The sequence below is a fragment of the Chryseobacterium sp. S0630 genome, from assembly GCF_024158915.1.
In the GTDB taxonomy this organism is placed as follows: Bacteria; Bacteroidota; Bacteroidia; order Flavobacteriales; family Weeksellaceae; genus Chryseobacterium.
The window spans coordinates 14,820-32,679 of the sequence record NZ_JAMZGF010000060.1 but is presented as its reverse complement, the minus strand read 5'-3'; the positions used below and the strand labels follow the sequence as shown (position 1 = coordinate 32,679).

The window sequence follows — 17,860 nt, the reverse complement described above, 5'->3', positions numbered from 1 at the left end:
AAATCAAAATATATAAAAATTATTTACTTTTTAACAAGAAAAACCGCCTCAGTTGTGAGACGGCTTCTTTTTATTTTGACTTTACTACGGATGCATTTTTTATATCTACGGTAAGTGTGTGAGCAGGAGTGCTTTCTGACTTGTTGATTTTATATTGTATAGTTTGTTTGTCTTTGGATCTTGTTTTGGTGACGTCATAGATACTTTCCCAGCAGCTTTCAATCAGGAATTCCTCATAGTTTTTATAATTCCAGTCTTTTGTGAAATAGAGAACCCTGTAACCTTTTTCTCCGTCGCTTGCCCCACATTGCCCACAGGCATTAAAATTTGATATTTGCTCAAAATAAAGCAAAACCCTGTTTCCATTTTCTCCTGAAGAATAGGAAATCAGTTCATTTCCGCCTGCTTTATTAATGAAATCATAGGTATTGATTTTTTTATTATTTGGTAAAAACAGATAATTGTTAAGACGGTAAATCATTGTATTGCCTGTAAACAATTTTGCAGGCTGGGATTTTTTGTCCAGATAAAAATGTCCGGGAATTGGATTATTTTTAAGAGTTGATTGATCAAATATAATAGTCTCCTTTGGTGTTAATTTTTGAGCTATTTCATCAGTCTTTTCTACTTTCTGAAGAGAAGTGATCTGTTCTTTCAAAAGTTTTGAATTCTGCTTTTGTTTCGCTCCAAAATTATACAGTGACAGACTTCCATAATAGTCATATATTCCGGTAAGTGGGATTTTCTTTTTGTATTTGTCATAATAATACCATCCATCCACATAATGCTGATACTGATCACAGTCTACAACACCTGTATAATTGAGTTGTATCGTAATAGGTACTCCATTGATCTCTCCCGTAAAAGTCTGTGAAGAATCTGTAACTTTCTTTAATTCAACTTTTTGCCCGAGAAAAAATGTAAGGAAAAAGAAAAAGAAGACACTGAAAATTTTTTTCATGGTTGAGTTATCGTGGATTTTAGTTTTTTTTAAATGAAGAAGTGCGCAATGGTGTAGATAATCAATCCTACCAGCCCGCCGACCAGCGTTCCGTTAACCCGGATAAACTGGAGATCTTTTCCTACTTCCAGTTCCAGTTTTTCGCTGAGTTCTTTTCCCTGCCAGTTTCCAACGGTAGTACTGATGAGGTTTCCGAATTGATGGGTGTTTTTCAGAATATATTTATAAGCCGTCACCCGAACCCAATGGTCAATTTTGTTCTGAAGGTTTTCGTCGGTTTTTAAATTCTGGGCAAACTCATTCAAATTTTTAGTAAGATAGTTTTTCAACGCTGAGTTTTCCTCCTGAAGTTCTTTCATCAGCGTTTTTTTGATGGAAACCCAGATGTCATTAGAATATTCATCCAGTTTGTCATTTTTCAGAAGCCCGTTTTTGATGGTTTTAAATTCTTCATCCCATTTCGGATCTTCTTTCAGATCAACGGAGAATTCATGAATTTTCTGGGTAATCAAACCTCTTACTTCGTGTTGGGGATCTTCTTCTATTTCTTTAAAAAAATCAGAAAGTCCATCAGCAATTTTATCAGCAATTTTAGTATCTACAAAAGATGGAATGAATGAATAGCTTCCTTTCTTTACCCGTTCCTGGATCATTTCATCGTTTTCAATGATATAATCTTTGATCTGTTTCGAAAGATTGGTGATGATCCTCTGATGGTCATTTTTTTCCAGAATATAGCCTATTCCGTTTCCTACCACTTTATTAAGTTTGATATCATCCGTCATTTCAGAAACCTTTTTGCTGATAAACTGGCTTACCGTAGAATCATCAAGCTTATTAAGAATATCAAGAACAATATCAGAAAGATTTTTAATCAAAATCTCCTGACTTTTTTCCTTTCCCAGCCATTCTCCCACAAAATTGGAAACTTTGAGCTTTTGGATGTAAGGACGTATATTCTGAGGAGAAAGAAAGTTACCCACCACAAAACTTCCAAGATTGTCTCCCAGTCTCTGTTTGCTGTTTTCAATCAGGTTGGTATGGGGAATAGGAAGCCCGAGAGGATGACGGAACAATGCAGTTACCGCAAACCAGTCCGCAAGCGCACCTACCATTGCCGCTTCAGCAAAAGCCCGTACATAGCCAATCCAATGAGAGTTATTAGACTTCTGTAAAATAGTGGTAACAATGAAAATAACAGCCATCAGGACAAATAATCCGGTGGCAAATGCTTTATATTTTCTGAGTTGTTTTCTTTTTGCTTCGTCATTCATATTCTCAAATTTACTAAATTTGGTTATGAAACCATTCGTGGTTAAAGAATTAAAATTTACTATGAAATTTTTAATTTCAATAACCCTATTAATTATTCTGCAGGCATGTACGCAGAAATACGAACCCATTAAAACCCTTCCTATGGAAAATACAGAAGCAAAAAACAATCCATACTATTCCAGAACCGATACTACCAAACTCAATGTTTCCAATGAAGAATGGAAAAAGCTCCTTACTCCTGATCTCTACGCGATCGCAAGAGAAGCTGCAACAGAAAGAGCTTTTACAGGAAAATACAATGAATTTGATGAGGTTGGTGAATATTATTGTGCCGTGTGTGGAAATCATCTGTTTCGCTCTACTTCAAAATTTTCCAGCAGCTGTGGATGGCCAAGTTTCTTTGAAGCAGATAAAGAAGGAGTCTATTATGTAAGAGATCAGTCGTATGGAATGGATAGAGTAGAAGTACTTTGCAAAAGATGTGATTCCCATCTGGGACACGTTTTCGATGATGGTCCGAAGCCTACAGGATTGAGATATTGTATGAATTCTGTAAGCCTTGAGTTTATAATAAATAAGTAAAAATTGCGAGATTCTAACAGAATCTCGCAATTTTCATTTATATTTGATAGACTAATGATTAAGTTATGGTAGAGAAAACTCCACAATATATAGAAGATGAAGAAACTCTAAAATTATCGGTTAAAATTAGATTTTCTGGTGAAATGAAAAGAATAGATGATGATTATCTATATTGGGATAAAGTTAAATATTTATCAAAAGAAACAGATCCACAAAAGTACTGGAATGCTATAAAGTTTTATCGAAATCTTAGGACAAATAAAATAAAATTTGGGAAGTATTATTTTAAATATTTCTTGACAGAGTATATACAAAAATCATTGCATTTATTTGATTTGAATATAGGAGGGAATTTAGGGAGTAATATTGGTATTGCTGAAACAGATAAAAATAAGTTTGTTATTAGTTCCATTATGGAAGAAGCCATTGCAAGCAGCCAAATGGAAGGAGCTAATACAACTAGAAGGAAAGCAAAAGAGATTATTCAAAAAGAACTCAAACCAAGAACAAAATCTGAGCAAATGATAGTGAATAATTTCATAACCATGCGTCATATTGTTCAAAATAAAAATTTAGATCTTACTGTTGATAATTTACTTACAGTTCATCAATTGATTACTAATGGTACTCTTGAAAATGATAAGGAAGAAGGAAATTTTAGAATAAATGATGAAATTTTTGTAGCAAACTATTCAAATGGAGATATTGTTCATATTCCTCCTGATCACAAAGAAATTAATGAATTAATTAGTGATTTATGTATATTTTTTAATAATGAAGGAGAAGATTTTATACATCCAATTATTAAAGGTATTATTATACACTTTATGATAGGTTGGATTCATCCATTTAGTGATGGTAATGGAAGAACCGCACGTTCAATTTTTTATTGGTATATGCTGAAAAGAGGGTATTGGCTTACAGAATATCTTTCAATATCCAGAATTATAAAAGATACAAAAACTCAATATGAAAAAGCTTATTTATATACCGAGAATGACGAAAATGATTTGACCTATTTTATTAATTATAATATTAAAACTATGGACAAAGCTTTTGTTGCTTTAAAAAATTATATCGGAGAAAAGCAAAGAGAAGTTATTCAGGCATCAAAATTTTTAAGAATTCCAAATGTAAATGAAAGACAAGCTCAAATTCTTAAAATACTAAATGAGGATTCTGACAGAATTTTCAATGTTAAGGAAATAGAAAACCGTTTTAAAATTTCAAGTTTTACTGCAAGACAAGATCTGAATGGCTTAGCAGAATTAGGTTTTCTTCAAATCATAAAAGTAAATAAAATTAAGAATAACTATATAAAATCAAAAGATTTTGATACAGTTTTAAAGACTTATTCCTTATAGAAAGTGCGAGATTATATTTAAATATCGCAATTTCTATAAGGTTAAAGTTTCTTAAATAGCGTTAAACTTTTTAGAGTTATAACCCCTTGGTAATTATGTTTTTATAATTTTGCCCCACTAATTTGGATTTATATAGTATTGAATGAAAGGATTTTATAGCGTATTAGGCCTTGTTTACATGGTGACGACTTCATTCTACATTTCCCCAAAAGTGGTGGCGAAAAGTGAGAATGTAAAAACAACGAAAACTGAAAAAGTAGCTGAAACGAAATCTGAGAAGGGCGCAACAGCCATATCTTCATCAGAAGCACTATACCAATCTATTGCCTTTGACCCGGAACATGAATTGAATTATGAAGTGTTCTCAAAAGCATTGACTGGTTATGAAAATTTAAAAAAAGCAGGATTGCTTACCCAGGATTCGCATTTATTAACGATCTGCGATTTTTCTATGTCTTCTAACACTAAAAGACTTTGGATCATTGACCTGGAAGACAAAAAAGTTCTGTTCAACTCATTAGTAGCACACGGAAAGAATACCGGCGAAGAATTTGCGACGAATTTTTCTAACAAGGAAAGTTCGCTGCAGAGTAGTCTGGGGTTTTATATCACGGATGCAACCTATCAGGGTGATAACGGATACTCTCTGAAGTTATTGGGAATGGATAAGGGTTTTAATGATGCTGCATACAGAAGAGCAATTGTAATGCATGGTGCGGATTATGTAAGTGATGCATTTGCTGCGATGCACAAAAGAATTGGAAGAAGCTGGGGATGCCCTGCCGTCCCAAGAGAACTGACACAGTCTATAATCAACACGATTAAAGGGAAAAACTGTCTGTTCATTTATTATCCCGATCAGAATTATCTTTCTTCCTCAGAATGGTTGAAAGCATAAAAACAAAAGCAGTCATTTTTTTGACTGCTTTTTTCTTTTGAAGAAATTATCGTAGATATTCTTTAATAATTGTTCTTGCTTCCTCAATGCCATTGCTGATTCGGGCAATTATTTTTCCGTTTTCATCAATGATAAAATGAATAGGATAATTGGTTGCATTCACTTTCTTTTGGAAATCTTTATTTACATCAAAGAAATTAATCCAATTCGCATTATTTTTCTTTAAAATATTCTTGGCAACCTCCATTCTATTAGGTTTTTGCTCGTCTGTTATCGTAATGAAGTTTACATTTTGATCTTTATATTCATTGTACAGTTTCACAATTTCTGGCATTCCTTTTATGCAGGGAGCACAAGTTGTTGACCAATAATCGATAAAGGTTAATTTATATTTCTTAAAGTCTTCGGAAGTCAATTTATTCTGCTTGTCAAAATAGATATCAGGTATTTTCTGTCCGATGGAGGTAGATTGTTCTGCTTTTAAACGAGCTTCAACACCTTTGTATAATTTGTTTTGCTTAAATTTTGCAGAAAATAAATTCAGGTTTTCCAAGTAAGCAGGATGGTAATCGTTAAGAGTATAATCATTCACAATTTCCCATAATGCAACATACGAATTTGGATTTTTCCTGATATATTCTCCTAAAAATTCCTGTTTCTTGTCCATATTGATCAAACTGTCAAGCTGGTAGTGACTTTTTGATTTTATATAAAACGGTTCTAATGATGTTTGTAAAGCCTTATATTCTTTGTTCGTTGGGGAATCTATATTAAGTTCTACATTATTGATGTCTTTGGGTAAATCAATTTTATATTTTCCTTTTTCTAAAAAAAATACTTTGGTACTATTGGCTGCTTCACCCTTCTTTCCCATATAACCAAAAGCTACTGGTTGAGGGTACTCTATAAAACCATTGACAATATTTTTCTTTTGAATTTTAAAATAATAAATGGAATGAGCCATCCTGATCTTTTTTCCAAAATCAGAAATATTGTTGTTCGTTTGTATTTTGAAGGTATAAAGGTCCCCAAATCCTTTTCTCGTCGATGGTGCTCCCAACATGAGGCTGTCATTAATGTATGAATCTGAACGGAGATCAATTTCAAAATTATTCTGAGAATAAATACAATTTGAAATGAGCATTAATGATGCATAGAAAAGTTTCTTCATAAAATATTTTGTAGGGAAACTAACTTACAAAAACTTTCATACATAAAAAATCCCTGTGCTTTAAAAACACAGGGATTGTCAATATTTTATTAAAGATCTTCCTACATTTTGTCCTTAGGACTAAGCAAGATTAGTAAATTTCAGATATAAGAATCACTAGTAATGTATTTTAAAAATTAAGAAAATTTCTTAAAAATTAAAGTGGCATTATGACCTCCAAATCCAAAAGCATTACTTAAAGCATACGTAATATCTTTTTCTTTTGCTTCTCCAAAGACGATATTGATATCCTGAGGAATATTCTCATCAATACTGTGAAGATTGATTGTTGGAGGAATAATTCCATTCTGAATAGCCTTGATGGAAAGAATGGCTTCCACTGCTCCGGCAGCACCCAACAGGTGACCAGTCATTGATTTCGTTGCACTGATATCAAGGTTTTTGCTTCCTTTAAATAATTTATTAATTCCGTTCAGTTCAACCAGATCTCCCAGTGGAGTAGACGTAGCATGTGGATTAATATAATCAATATCATCTACATTGATTTCTGCTTCATTAAGAGCCAATTGCATTGCTTTGATGGCTCCAACACCATCAGGATGAGGTGCTGTCATATGATAGGCATCTGCTGTCATTGCTGCACCCACCAGTTCTGCATAGATTTTTGCTCCTCTTGCTTTGGCGTGCTCATATTCTTCCAGGATCAGAGTTCCCGAACCTTCACCCATTACAAAACCGTCTCTGTCTGCATCATAAGGACGGCTTGCTGTTGCAAAATCATCATTTCTTGTAGACATGGCTTTCATAATAGAAAATCCTCCGATAGAAGCAGGAGAAATGGCAGCCTCAGAGCCACCGCTTACAATCACTTTTGCTTTTCCAAGATGAATATAATTGAAGGCATCCATTAATGCCGTATTTCCTGTAGCACAAGCAGAAACAGTTGTATAATTGATTCCCTGAAGACCATATTTCATAGAAATCATTCCTGATGCCATATTAGCAATAAATTTCGGTACAAAGAAAGGATTGAATCTTGGAGTTCCGTCCCCAGCTGCAAAATTCATGACCTCACTTTCGAAAGTCCACATTCCGCCCTGTCCTGTTCCCCAGATCACACCAATGTCAAATGGATCTATGTTTTCCAGCTCAAGCCCTGAATCTTTTAAAGCTTCTGCTGTGGAATACATGGCATATTGTGAAAATAAATCACTTCTTTTAATTTCGTTGTGGGTTAAATGTACTTTTGGATCAAAATTTTTAACTTCACAAGCAAAATGTACTTTAAACTTTTCTGTGTCAAAATGGGTGATTTTGTTTGCTCCACTCACTCCATTGATGCTGTTTTGCCAAAATTCTTCGACATTATTTCCCAAAGGCGTCACTGCGCCAAGACCTGTAATGACAACTCTTTTCATACTTAGTTATTGATTTTGAATAAATTCGAGGTTCCTCTCGCTATTAGGCGGGTCTTATCTGCATTCCATATTTCGCACTGAGCGTTTACAAACTGCTTTCCTCTTTTAATGATTTTAGTTTCGGCTACAATATTATCATTTTCTTTTGCAGTTGAAAAATAATCTATGACATTATTTATAGTGGTAATGAAAGAATTTTCATTTAAAGAAAACATGGTAGCACCAATGATATCGTCTATAATGGCAGCGGTAACTCCACCATGAAGGTTTCCAATCGGGTTCAGCCATTCCGGTCTTATGGTATATTGAAATTCCAGTTGTCCTTCTTCTACAGAAAGAACAATAGGATTAAGCCATTTCATAAATGGAGACGGAGACTGGTCAAATTCTTTTCCGATGAATTGTTTTAATTGTGCTAATCTATCCATATTTAATTTTTACTTTTCTAAAATCATGGTTACTCCCTGTCCACGGGCTGCACAGATGGATATAAATCCTTTTCCGCTGCCTTTTTCATGAAGAAGTTTTGCCAGTGTTGCAATAATTCTTCCTCCTGTTGCGGCAAACGGATGTGCTGCTGCAAGGCTTCCTCCTTTTACATTCAGTTTGCTTCTGTCTATTTTCCCAAGGGCTTTTTCCAATCCGAATTTTTGGGCTAGCTCTTCATTTTCCCAGATTTTTATAGTTGCTAAAACCTGTGCGGCAAATGCTTCGTGAATTTCATAATAATCGAAATCTGACAGATTCATTTCGGCTTTTTTAAGCATTCTCTCCGCTGCAAAAACAGGAGCAAGAAGTAAATCCTGTTTATTTTCTACATATTCTATTCCCGCCAATTCAGAAAAACTGATATAGGCCAAAACAGGGAGGTTATTGGCTTTCGCCCACTCTTCACTGGCCAGTAACACTGCGGAAGCACCATCCGTAAATGGCGTTGAATTTCCTGCCGTTAAAGTTCCATTCTGTTTATCAAAAGCGGGTTTCAACTGTGAAAGCTTCTCAATACTACTATCGCGTCTCAGGTTATTATCTTTATCTAGACCAAAGGCTGGAGTAATCATATCATCAAAAAATCCTTCATCATAAGCTTTTGCCATATTTTGGTGGCTTTTTAAAGCGAGTTCATCCTGCTCTTCTCTGGAAATTTTGTAATATTTGGCGGTAATTTCTGTATGTTCACCCATTACCAGACCGGTTTTAGGTTCCTGTCCTTTATAAGGAATTGGCATCCAGTCTTTCAGTCTTGGGCTTAACAGTTGTTTTAATTTTCCAAACGCTGATTTTTCTTTATTCGCTTGTAAAAGAGCTTTTCTTAATCTGGGTGAAGATTCAAACGGGATGTTACTCATCGCTTCCACTCCGCAGGCAATACCACAATCTATCTGCCCCAGGGCAATTTTATTTCCGATATAAATAGCAGCTTCAATTCCTGTATCACATGCCTGTTGAAGATCACAAGCAGGTGTTGCAGGGTCAAGAGTGGTATTCATCACCGTTTCTCTGATGAGGTTACTCTCAGAAATGTGTTTAATGACTGCGCCACCCGCAACTTCTCCAAGTCGTTTTCCTTTTAAATGGCAGCGGTCTATTAATCCGTTGAGAGAAGCAAGAAGAAGATCCTGATTACCCTGCTCTGAATAAGCGGTATTCATTCTGGCAAAAGGAATTCTGTTGTATCCTACAATAGCCACTTTTTTTGTTTCCATATTGTATAATTTATGATGGAAGAATATTGAGTTCATGATCAATCATATGGCTGACTTTATCTAAAGCGTGGTTTAGAAAACTTTGGTCACCCATTGTTTTTGAAAGCAGAATTCCACCTTCAATAAGCATGATGAATAGGGAGGCGAATTGCTCAGCATTGACTTTTTTATCAATTTCACCTTTACTTTGTCCTTCTGCAATGGCATTTGATATTTTTGTCATCCATTGTTCAAAAGATTTTTTAACCTGAGTTTTTAAAGCAGGAAAAGAATCATCAGCTTCAGTAGCAGCATTCATAAGCGGACAGCCGCCGTTGGCAAAGACAAACTTCCAGTTTTTCCGGTAAAAATCTACAAAAGCATGCAGTTTATCCAGTGAAGTTGGATACTCATCACCAAAAGAACGACTGAGTGTCTTGCTCAATAGTCCGGAATTGTATTTGTAAACTTCAATTGCTACTTCGTCTTTGTTTTCAAAATTTCCATAGATACTGCCTTTCGTCAGTCCGGTTGCCTGAGTAATGTCGGATAGCGATGTAGAGATATAACCCTTGGTATTAAAAAGGGTTGCTGTTTTCTCGATGATATGCTGTTTCGTTTTTTCTGCCTTCGACATTATAAATGTTTAAATATGATGCAAATATACGAAAATATACCATTCGGTATATTTTATTAGAGGAGAATAATTAATTTGAATGTTTTGGGTTTAAGTTTTGGCTAAAACCACTGGAATTGTTTTTAAAAAGAAAAGAGGCCGTCTTAAAAGTGCCATTCTGAACACAGGCTGAAGGTCTGCGAATGTAGTTCAACAATGTAGTGAAGAATCTCATATGTTTGTTATCGAAGAGATTCTTCCTTCGTCAGAATGACAAAAGCCCAATCATTTGGCTTTTGAGACAGCCTCTTTCTATGATATAAATGCCTGGAATCTTAGTTCTCTAAAGTAGCATTCAATGTGATTTCAAAGTTGAAAGCTGCACTTACAGGGCATCCTTCTTCAGCAATCTTCGCAAATTTCTGGAATTCTTCTTCTGAGATTCCCGGAACTTTAGCGGTAAGAGTCAGTTCAGATTTTGTAATCTTTCCGATGTTTGGGTCAAGAGTGATTACAGAAGTTGTTTTTAATTCTTCAGGATTGTAACCTGCCTGTGATAATTCTGCATCCAGTTTCATCGTGAAGCATCCTGCATGGGCTGCTGCCAGTAATTCTTCAGGGTTTGTACCTACACCATCTGCAAAACGGCTGTTGAAAGAATATTGAGTCTGGTTTAACGTTGTACTCTGAGTAGTTAAATGTCCTTTTCCTTCTTTAATGGTACCGTTCCAAACGGCTGTTGCGTTACGTCTCATAATGTTTGTTTTTGTATTTAGTATTGTTGTTTGATTTTGATGTTACAAAGGTATATCTGTAGCGAGGATTATTCAATAGATAAAATGACTTAAATATTGTACTTTTTTCCCGAAGTGTAATCTTTTTTGAAATTTGCAGGTGTGCTTCCTGTTTTGTTGGTGAAAAGACGGTTGAAATAAGCCGGATCTTCATAGCCGAGATCGTAAGCAATTTCTTTGACAGGTTTATCCGTATAAAACAGCAATCTTTTAGCTTCTAATAAAATTCTGTTGATGATAAACTGATTGGGTGAGTCCAGATTTAAATTTTTAAATTTATGAGTTAAGGTTTTTGGAGCTATATGAAGCAGCTCAGCATATTCTGCTACATTATGCTTCTCTCTGAAATGAATTTCCAGATGTCTGCTGAAATCTCTGAAAATATCAAGTTCACTGCCAGGTATTCTGAGCGTGTCATTATCCAGATTTTGTTTCTTCCACTTTCGGGTAGCCCGGATGATGATCTGTTTTACATAGGTTCTGATCATTTCCTCTGCGGAAGAATCTTTCCATTCAAGTTCATCCTGAATATTCTGGAACAAACTTTTTATAAGAGATGTTTCAGAATCATCAAGCTCTACGAAAGGAATTTCAAATACATTATGAAAGAGGAGACCGTCGCAAGCCACTTCTTTATCATGGATCTGAATACAGTAAAAATCCCGGTTGTAGAAAAGAAGGATAGATTCATCTTTCCCTTTTTGGATACTTAAATTTTGGTTGGTGAGAAAGAAAAGTGAAGGTTTCTTGGTTGTATAATGATTAAAATCTACCGTAAGTTCATATCCTGAAGGAATAAAAAATACTTTAATATCTGCAGAGAACCGATTCCCGTTGAAATTCTCCAGATTTTCTTCTGAAAATATTTCCAGTCCGAGTCTTTTATAGTGATCTTCAAAAATAAGCTGTTGCGGCATCCTTTAACTTTAGTTTAAAGATACAAAAAAGCACGATTTGAGCTGTATTAAATTATTGAACCTATGATTTCTTATGTTTGATCTATAAAATTGAAATAAAATAAATCGGAAATATGTTTTTACATTGATATTATTTTATCATTTTTACAAAGATTTGTACTAAGACCTGTATTACTAAACCCTTTTTTCAAAACTGCCTGTATGAGCGAATTAGAAAATATTCTGAGAGAAATAACTCCACTATCTCCTGAGGATAGTTTTCTCGTATTTGACAGGATTAAAGCTTCCTTCGACTTTCCGTACCACTATCATCCGGAAATTGAGATCAACTTTATCTACAAAGGGAAAGGGTATAGAAGAATGATTGGAGATCATACCGGAGAGATCGGAAATATAGAGTTGGTGCTGGTAGGACCCAATTTACCACACTGCTGGGCAAATTACAGATGTAAGAACAGAAAAACCCACGAAATCACCATACAATTTAATCAGGATTTCTTCCATCAGTCCTTAATGGAAAAAAATATTCTGAAACCTATCAATAATCTGATGAAAGACTCCATCAGAGGAATTCTTTTTTCTACAGAAACGGCTGAGAAACTAAAAGATTCGTTTCTCAATCTTTCCAAGATGAACAGTTTTGAATCTTTTATAGAAATTATGAAAATTCTGAATGAATTGGCTGTAGCAGAAAACAAAACACTTTTATCTTCATATAGTATTGAGCTTGAGTCTTTTGCAGATAATGATAAAATGAAAGTTGTTCATGATTTTGTGCATAAAAATTTTGAGAACAAAATAACGCTGGATAATGTAGCATCATTGGTGAATATGAGTAATGTGACGTTTAACAGATTTATCAAAAAAAGAACAGGGAAAACTTTTGTTAATTATCTTAATGAAATAAGAATCAGTTATGCTGCACGCTGGTTGATGGAAAAGAATCTTACTGTTTTTGAAATTGCCTTTGAAGCAGGTTTTAATAATATTGCAAACTTTAACAAGGTATTTAAGTCCATTAAAAAGACAACTCCAACTGAATTTAAAGAGCAGTTTAAAGGAGTTAAAAAGATTGAATAATACGTATTAAAAACTTACTTTTTTCTTTTTTGTACCTTACCTATTGCACTAAAATTGTGCATAGAAATCTACTTTTATTTTGTCAAAATACTTGAATAAATCCCCTTTTTTTAATTGTTGGGGAAGTGTCGTATTTTATTGATATTTAGAGTGTTAATTGCTTTTAAATTTGATTGCTGAAAAAATAATATCGTTTTATGATAAAATAGTATTATATCAGACTGGCAACAAAATTTAGATTTGTGAATGTGAATTAAATCTTAACAAAACTTTAAATTATTTAATACATAAACAGCAAAATTTTGCTGAAAAAACAATAATTTTTTTTGTATTAAAAAATAAAGTAATGTCACTGATTCTCAATTAAATCTAACGAATCTATACCTTATGAGAAAAGCAGTTATACCCGTTCTGTTCGTTTTTTCACTTACTGCGAATGCACAGGAGAAAAAAGCGGCCGACACTACGAAGACAACCAGTATTGAGGAGGTCGTGGTCACCTCTTTGGGGATAAAAAGGCAGGCCCGCTCTTTGACGTATTCCAGTCAGCAGATTGGTGGAGATGAGCTTACAGAAGTGAAAACTCCCAATCTATTAAATTCGATCAATGGAAAAGTTTCCAACGTACAGATCAACAGAACCAATGGTGTAGGTAGCTCCGTAAGGGTGATCATGAGAGGGAATAAGTCTGTAAACAATGCTCAACCACTGTATGTAATTGATGGAATTCCTATTATCAATGGAACAGGAAAATCTGCAGATATCGGACAGTATTCCAATATGCCGGATCCTGGAGATGTACTGAGCTCCATCAATCCTGATGATATTGAAAGCATCAACTTTCTGAAAGGAGCTTCTGCTTCTGCGCTGTATGGTTCTGCCGGAGGGAATGGTGCTATTTTGATTACGACTAAAAAAGGACGTGCCGGGAAAAGTTCAATTACTTACAGCTCCAGCCTTACAGTAGACAGAGCGTACAGCCTTCCAAAACTGCAGCACAGTTATCTGTCTTATGACCCTTCTGTATCAGGATCACAACCGGGACAGGCAGTAGACAGCTGGGGAGCAAAAGGATCTTCAAAGGATTATCTTAAAGATTTTCTTCAGACAGGAACGACATGGGTAAACAGTCTTTCTTTCCAGTCAGGAAATGAAAGATCAACAAGTTATTTCTCTATCGGTAATACGACCAACAAAGGAGTGGTTCCTATGTCTTATTTTGATCAGTACAATGTTTCTTTCAGAAATTCAAGTAAGTTTTTGGATGATAAACTGACATTAGATGCCAACTTCATCGGGTCATTACAGGAAAGTAAGAACAGACAGACTCCGGGAGCATCTTTTTCTCCTTTGACGAGTTTATATTGGTTGCCAAGAGGAGTAGATTTTGATCAGTATGGAGGGGATAATTACTCTTATCTGGATAAAACGAGATTTTTACCAGCTCAAAACTGGTGGGAAGTAAATCCTGACGGAAGCTTCAAAGGAAATCCGGTGACACAGAATCCTTACTGGATCTTAAACAGAAATCCAGTTACAGTAAGTAACAAAAATACATACGGAGCCCTTTCCTTATCTTACCAGATCAATCCTTGGTTAACGGCAAGAGTAAGAGGAAACTACAGCTGGAATATTTCAGACAGCCAGCGTGATATTGCTGCTTTCTCAGCACCTAGCTTACTAGCCAACGGTACTAATGGAAGAATGCTTAAAAATACATATGAAAATTCTTCTACTTACGGAGATGTTCTATTAATTGGTAGTCCTAAAATAAGTGAATCTATTTCATTGGATTTTACTGTAGGAGGAAGTATCAATACTACCAGAAATAAAATAGGACAAATTGATAATGCTTATCTGGCTAATCCAAATCTTTTCACTTTGAATAACCTTCAGTGGAATGTAAACAGAGCGCCTGGAGATGGATATCATAATACCTATACTAATATGAAAAAACAGGTACAGTCTGTTTTTGCAAGTGCTTCCGTAGGATATAAAAATATGTTCTATGTAGATATGACTTTCAGAAACGACTGGGATTCTACTTTAGCATTAACAGGAAGAACCGGGTTTGATTATGAATCTGTAGGAGCAAACGCTATATTGTCTTCTATTTTCAAACTTCCTGAAGTGATTAATTTCTGGAAAGTAAGAGGATCTTATGCAACGGTTGGTTTGGGGTTACCTACCAATATTACCAATGCAATGGTTGAATATAGCAAAGGGTATGTTTATGGAGTAGATGCAGGAACCATTGTATATCCTAAGAGTTCTTTTGCTACTGGAGCAGGTTTTGAGGCTTTGCTTCCAAAGCCGGAACTTAACAAAACATTTGAAGCCGGAACTGAGTTGAGAATGTTAGGTAACAAATTAAATTTTGATATTACTTATTATAACTCAAATACGAGCAACCAATTACTGGAAACAACAATTCCTTCCTATTTAGGAGGATTAGCTCCAGGATCATACTACATCAATGCAGGAAAAATCCGAAATACAGGTTTTGAATCCTCACTATCCTACAAGATTTTTGATTCGTCAAAATTTGGATGGACGGCTACTTTGAATGCATCGGCAAATAAAAATAAGATTGTTGAATTATTACCAACAAGTATCAATGTTTCCAAAGACCTGACTTTTTCACTAACAGGTGGTGGTGATTATACAAGATTAAAACTGGGAGGTTCTTTTGGAGATCTTTACGGAATCAAATTTAAAAGAGATGATCAGGGGCGTATTCTTGTGAATGAAAAAGGTGTTCCTTTGGCAGAAAGTACTCCTTCTTATTTGGGTAATCCGAACCCTAAGTTTATCATGGGATTCAATAACTCCTTTACTATTGGTAAACTGGGTATCTCTTTCCTTATTGATGGTAAATTCGGAGGTAAAGTATTATCTCTTACAGAAAAAGCCAATGATTTATATGGAGTAAGCCAAACCACTGCTGATGCAAGAGATGCCGGAGGTGTATCTATTCCAAATGCAGTGTACGCACCAGGAACTCCAAATGCAGGACAGGCATATACAGGGTTGACGAATGCAAAAGATTATTATAAAGCAGTAGGAACAACAGAAGGATTCGGGAAAGGAGTTGATGAAGCTTATTTATATAGTGCCACAACAATCCGTTTACGCCAGGCATCTGTTTCATATATGTTTGATGTCAACTCAAAATATCTGAAAAATGCAACGGTAAGTTTAGTAGGAACCAATTTATTTTTCTTCTACAAAAAAGCACCGTTTGATCCTGAACAGGTATCAGGAAATACACCTGGTGGGGTAGGAGTAGATTCTTTCGGTCTGCCGGTTACCAGATCTATCGGATTATCTTTAAAAGCTAACTTCTAACTTTTACAATTAAGACAATGAAAATCAATACTATTAAAACATTGGTGTTTGGAGCTGCAGTACTGTTTTCTGCTTCGGGATGTACCAATGACTTTGACCAATATAATCAGGAAAAATTAGGTGGACCTGAAAATTTTTATGCAGATTTTATTGCTGTTGTGAACCCTATGAAATCTATCCAGAGAGGGCTGCAGGCAGATTATCAGCTGTATCCTAACCTGAGTGCAGATATGTACAGCGGAATGTTCAGTACAGCAACACCATTTAACGGAGGAGTAAATAATCTTACTTACTCGATGATGGATGGATGGAACAACAGAATTATTGCCAGACAACAAGATATCTTCAATTATTCTATTATTATTGATAATGCTGCTAAGGGGAACTATCCGGGGGTAGATTTTACCGGAACACTTGCTGTGAAAAAGATTTTGAAAGTCATTACAGCAGCAAGAGTTTCAGACAGCCACGGTCCTGTAGTTTACAGCAAATATGAAAAACCAAACCCTAACGGAGTTACGGATTTTGATTCTCAACAGGAAGCTTACAATTATTTTATTGCTGATCTTACCGCAGCCATTACAGATTTACAGAAAGTAATTGCCATGTCAGCAACACAGAATGTTGAAGATAAAACTTCACTGAAAAGTGCAGACTTAGTGTATGGAGGAAATATGGCTCAATGGGCAAAATTTGCCAATTCACTAAAGCTGAGACTAGCTATGAGAATGAGTTATGCTGATGCTGCGAAATCTAAACAATATGCAGAAGAGGCTTTGGCTTCATCTGCAGGTTTAATTACTGACAATGCAGATAATGCTTTGATCAGTGTAGGACAGTCAGAATTGAGTTTTATCATTTACTCATGGGGAGATTGTTTAATCGGAGCTCCTTTGATGGCTTATATGAATGGATATAACGATCCAAGACTTTCTGCATATGCTATTCCGGCATCAGATGCTAGCCTACAAGGAAAATATATAGGAGTGCGTCAGGGAATTGATTTATTAAATGGTAAATCAACTTATGGAGGATTCTCACAGCCTCAGGCAAAATCTGCCAGCGGAGATTATTTTTCCGGGACTGATGGTAAAATGAAATTATTTACTGCTGCAGAAACATGGTTCCTGAAAGCAGAAGCTGCCTTGAGAGGTTATGCCGGAGCAGGTGATATTCAAGCCAACTATACTACGGGAGTTCAGCAGTCTTTTGGAGAATGGGGGAAAAGTGCAAGTGTTGCAACATATCTTGCCGATACCACTTCTACAGAAGCACCTTATGTAGATCCGAAAAATGCAGATAATAACATCGGTTTAGGACATCCTCAGCTAAGTACCATTACTATTGCATGGAATAACGGGGATACCAACGAAAGAAAACTGGAAAGAATTATTACTCAAAAATGGCTTTCTCTTTATCCAAACGGACCAGAAGCGTGGGCAGAGCAGAGAAGAACAGGATATCCGATTCTTTTCAAAGTAAGAAAAAATGACAGTGGCGGAGCCATCAGTACAGAAGCAATGATCAGAAGAATTCCTTTCACCATTGATACCAAAACGTCATTATACAATTATCAGCAGGCAGCTCAAATGCTGAACGGTCCTGACACCGGAGGTACAAAACTTTGGTGGGATAAGAAATAAAAAATATTCAGAATCACTCATTAATAAAGAGGCATCTCAACATCAGATTTTTATTTGATACATTCATTGAAGCGGGAGAATAGAGTAGAATCTCCAAAAAATTTATAG

15 protein-coding genes are annotated in these 17,860 nt (G+C 35.4%); 6 read left to right on the top strand and 9 right to left on the bottom strand.

Annotated elements, in window-relative coordinates:
• Nucleotides 1-70: 70 nt before the first annotated feature.
• Nucleotides 71-961 carry a hypothetical protein gene (locus NK356_RS20030; protein ID WP_034691646.1) on the bottom strand — a complete coding sequence of 297 codons (891 nt, stop codon included), beginning with the start codon at nucleotides 959-961 and terminating at the stop codon, nucleotides 71-73.
• Between the two features lie 29 nt (nucleotides 962-990).
• Nucleotides 991-2,235: a DUF445 domain-containing protein gene (locus NK356_RS20025; protein ID WP_034691643.1), complete on the bottom strand. Its 1,245-nt coding sequence runs from the start codon at nucleotides 2,233-2,235 to the stop codon at nucleotides 991-993.
• A 142-nt stretch (nucleotides 2,236-2,377) separates the two neighbouring features.
• Here NK356_RS20025 and msrB point away from each other — a divergent pair, with 142 nt between their 5' ends.
• From msrB to NK356_RS20010, 3 genes are all read left to right on the top strand, one after another.
• The gene (gene msrB, locus NK356_RS20020; protein WP_253317847.1) at nucleotides 2,378-2,818 is read left to right on the top strand and encodes a peptide-methionine (R)-S-oxide reductase MsrB; all 441 of its coding nucleotides are present in this window, start codon (nucleotides 2,378-2,380) and stop codon (nucleotides 2,816-2,818) included.
• Nucleotides 2,819-2,883: 65 nt separating this feature from the next.
• Nucleotides 2,884-4,182 carry a Fic family protein gene (locus tag NK356_RS20015; protein ID WP_034691640.1) on the top strand — a complete coding sequence of 433 codons (1,299 nt, stop codon included), beginning with the start codon at nucleotides 2,884-2,886 and terminating at the stop codon, nucleotides 4,180-4,182.
• A 142-nt stretch (nucleotides 4,183-4,324) separates the two neighbouring features.
• The gene (locus NK356_RS20010) at nucleotides 4,325-5,080 is read left to right on the top strand and encodes a murein L,D-transpeptidase catalytic domain family protein (protein ID WP_034691637.1); all 756 of its coding nucleotides are present in this window, start codon (nucleotides 4,325-4,327) and stop codon (nucleotides 5,078-5,080) included.
• Nucleotides 5,081-5,126: 46 nt separating this feature from the next.
• Here NK356_RS20010 and NK356_RS20005 read toward each other — a convergent pair whose 3' ends face one another.
• From NK356_RS20005 to NK356_RS19975, 7 genes are all read right to left on the bottom strand, one after another.
• Nucleotides 5,127-6,251, bottom strand: coding sequence for a TlpA disulfide reductase family protein (locus tag NK356_RS20005; RefSeq protein WP_034691635.1), 1,125 nt, complete (start codon nucleotides 6,249-6,251; stop codon nucleotides 5,127-5,129).
• 176 nt (nucleotides 6,252-6,427) lie between these two features.
• Nucleotides 6,428-7,669 carry a beta-ketoacyl-ACP synthase II gene (fabF, locus tag NK356_RS20000; RefSeq protein ID WP_253317846.1) on the bottom strand — a complete coding sequence of 414 codons (1,242 nt, stop codon included), beginning with the start codon at nucleotides 7,667-7,669 and terminating at the stop codon, nucleotides 6,428-6,430.
• Between the two features lie 2 nt (nucleotides 7,670-7,671).
• Complete coding sequence (locus NK356_RS19995) at nucleotides 7,672-8,097, bottom strand: PaaI family thioesterase (protein ID WP_034691630.1); 426 nt, start codon at nucleotides 8,095-8,097, stop codon at nucleotides 7,672-7,674.
• A 9-nt stretch (nucleotides 8,098-8,106) separates the two neighbouring features.
• Nucleotides 8,107-9,375: an acetyl-CoA C-acetyltransferase gene (locus NK356_RS19990; protein WP_253317845.1), complete on the bottom strand. Its 1,269-nt coding sequence runs from the start codon at nucleotides 9,373-9,375 to the stop codon at nucleotides 8,107-8,109.
• A gap of 10 nt (nucleotides 9,376-9,385) precedes the next feature.
• The gene (locus NK356_RS19985) at nucleotides 9,386-9,991 is read right to left on the bottom strand and encodes a TetR/AcrR family transcriptional regulator (RefSeq protein WP_034691627.1); all 606 of its coding nucleotides are present in this window, start codon (nucleotides 9,989-9,991) and stop codon (nucleotides 9,386-9,388) included.
• 314 nt (nucleotides 9,992-10,305) lie between these two features.
• Nucleotides 10,306-10,725 carry an OsmC family protein gene (locus NK356_RS19980; RefSeq protein ID WP_002982623.1) on the bottom strand — a complete coding sequence of 140 codons (420 nt, stop codon included), beginning with the start codon at nucleotides 10,723-10,725 and terminating at the stop codon, nucleotides 10,306-10,308.
• 89 nt (nucleotides 10,726-10,814) lie between these two features.
• The gene (locus NK356_RS19975; RefSeq protein ID WP_253317844.1) at nucleotides 10,815-11,681 is read right to left on the bottom strand and encodes an AraC family transcriptional regulator; all 867 of its coding nucleotides are present in this window, start codon (nucleotides 11,679-11,681) and stop codon (nucleotides 10,815-10,817) included.
• A 201-nt stretch (nucleotides 11,682-11,882) separates the two neighbouring features.
• Between NK356_RS19975 and NK356_RS19970 the strand changes: the two genes are divergently transcribed.
• From NK356_RS19970 to NK356_RS19960, 3 genes are all read left to right on the top strand, one after another.
• Complete coding sequence (locus NK356_RS19970; protein WP_034691624.1) at nucleotides 11,883-12,761, top strand: AraC family transcriptional regulator; 879 nt, start codon at nucleotides 11,883-11,885, stop codon at nucleotides 12,759-12,761.
• 387 nt (nucleotides 12,762-13,148) lie between these two features.
• Nucleotides 13,149-16,109 carry a SusC/RagA family TonB-linked outer membrane protein gene (locus tag NK356_RS19965; protein ID WP_081906360.1) on the top strand — a complete coding sequence of 987 codons (2,961 nt, stop codon included), beginning with the start codon at nucleotides 13,149-13,151 and terminating at the stop codon, nucleotides 16,107-16,109.
• Nucleotides 16,110-16,126: 17 nt separating this feature from the next.
• The gene (locus tag NK356_RS19960) at nucleotides 16,127-17,752 is read left to right on the top strand and encodes a SusD/RagB family nutrient-binding outer membrane lipoprotein (protein ID WP_034691621.1); all 1,626 of its coding nucleotides are present in this window, start codon (nucleotides 16,127-16,129) and stop codon (nucleotides 17,750-17,752) included.
• Nucleotides 17,753-17,860: the final 108 nt, after the last annotated feature.

What these genes read in the sequence shown, in the direction of transcription:
- NK356_RS20030 (WP_034691646.1), bottom strand. Translation starts at nt 961, where the DNA reads ATGAAAAAAATTTTCAGTGTCTTCTTTTTCTTTTTCCTTACATTTTTT.
- NK356_RS20025 (WP_034691643.1), bottom strand. Translation starts at nt 2,235, where the DNA reads ATGAATGACGAAGCAAAAAGAAAACAACTCAGAAAATATAAAGCATTT.
- msrB (WP_253317847.1), top strand. Translation starts at nt 2,378, where the DNA reads ATGGAAAATACAGAAGCAAAAAACAATCCATACTATTCCAGAACCGAT.
- NK356_RS20015 (WP_034691640.1), top strand. Translation starts at nt 2,884, where the DNA reads ATGGTAGAGAAAACTCCACAATATATAGAAGATGAAGAAACTCTAAAA.
- NK356_RS20010 (WP_034691637.1), top strand. Translation starts at nt 4,325, where the DNA reads ATGAAAGGATTTTATAGCGTATTAGGCCTTGTTTACATGGTGACGACT.
- NK356_RS20005 (WP_034691635.1), bottom strand. Translation starts at nt 6,251, where the DNA reads ATGAAGAAACTTTTCTATGCATCATTAATGCTCATTTCAAATTGTATT.
- fabF (WP_253317846.1), bottom strand. Translation starts at nt 7,669, where the DNA reads ATGAAAAGAGTTGTCATTACAGGTCTTGGCGCAGTGACGCCTTTGGGA.
- NK356_RS19995 (WP_034691630.1), bottom strand. Translation starts at nt 8,097, where the DNA reads ATGGATAGATTAGCACAATTAAAACAATTCATCGGAAAAGAATTTGAC.
- NK356_RS19990 (WP_253317845.1), bottom strand. Translation starts at nt 9,375, where the DNA reads ATGGAAACAAAAAAAGTGGCTATTGTAGGATACAACAGAATTCCTTTT.
- NK356_RS19985 (WP_034691627.1), bottom strand. Translation starts at nt 9,991, where the DNA reads ATGTCGAAGGCAGAAAAAACGAAACAGCATATCATCGAGAAAACAGCA.
- NK356_RS19980 (WP_002982623.1), bottom strand. Translation starts at nt 10,725, where the DNA reads ATGAGACGTAACGCAACAGCCGTTTGGAACGGTACCATTAAAGAAGGA.
- NK356_RS19975 (WP_253317844.1), bottom strand. Translation starts at nt 11,681, where the DNA reads ATGCCGCAACAGCTTATTTTTGAAGATCACTATAAAAGACTCGGACTG.
- NK356_RS19970 (WP_034691624.1), top strand. Translation starts at nt 11,883, where the DNA reads ATGAGCGAATTAGAAAATATTCTGAGAGAAATAACTCCACTATCTCCT.
- NK356_RS19965 (WP_081906360.1), top strand. Translation starts at nt 13,149, where the DNA reads ATGAGAAAAGCAGTTATACCCGTTCTGTTCGTTTTTTCACTTACTGCG.
- NK356_RS19960 (WP_034691621.1), top strand. Translation starts at nt 16,127, where the DNA reads ATGAAAATCAATACTATTAAAACATTGGTGTTTGGAGCTGCAGTACTG.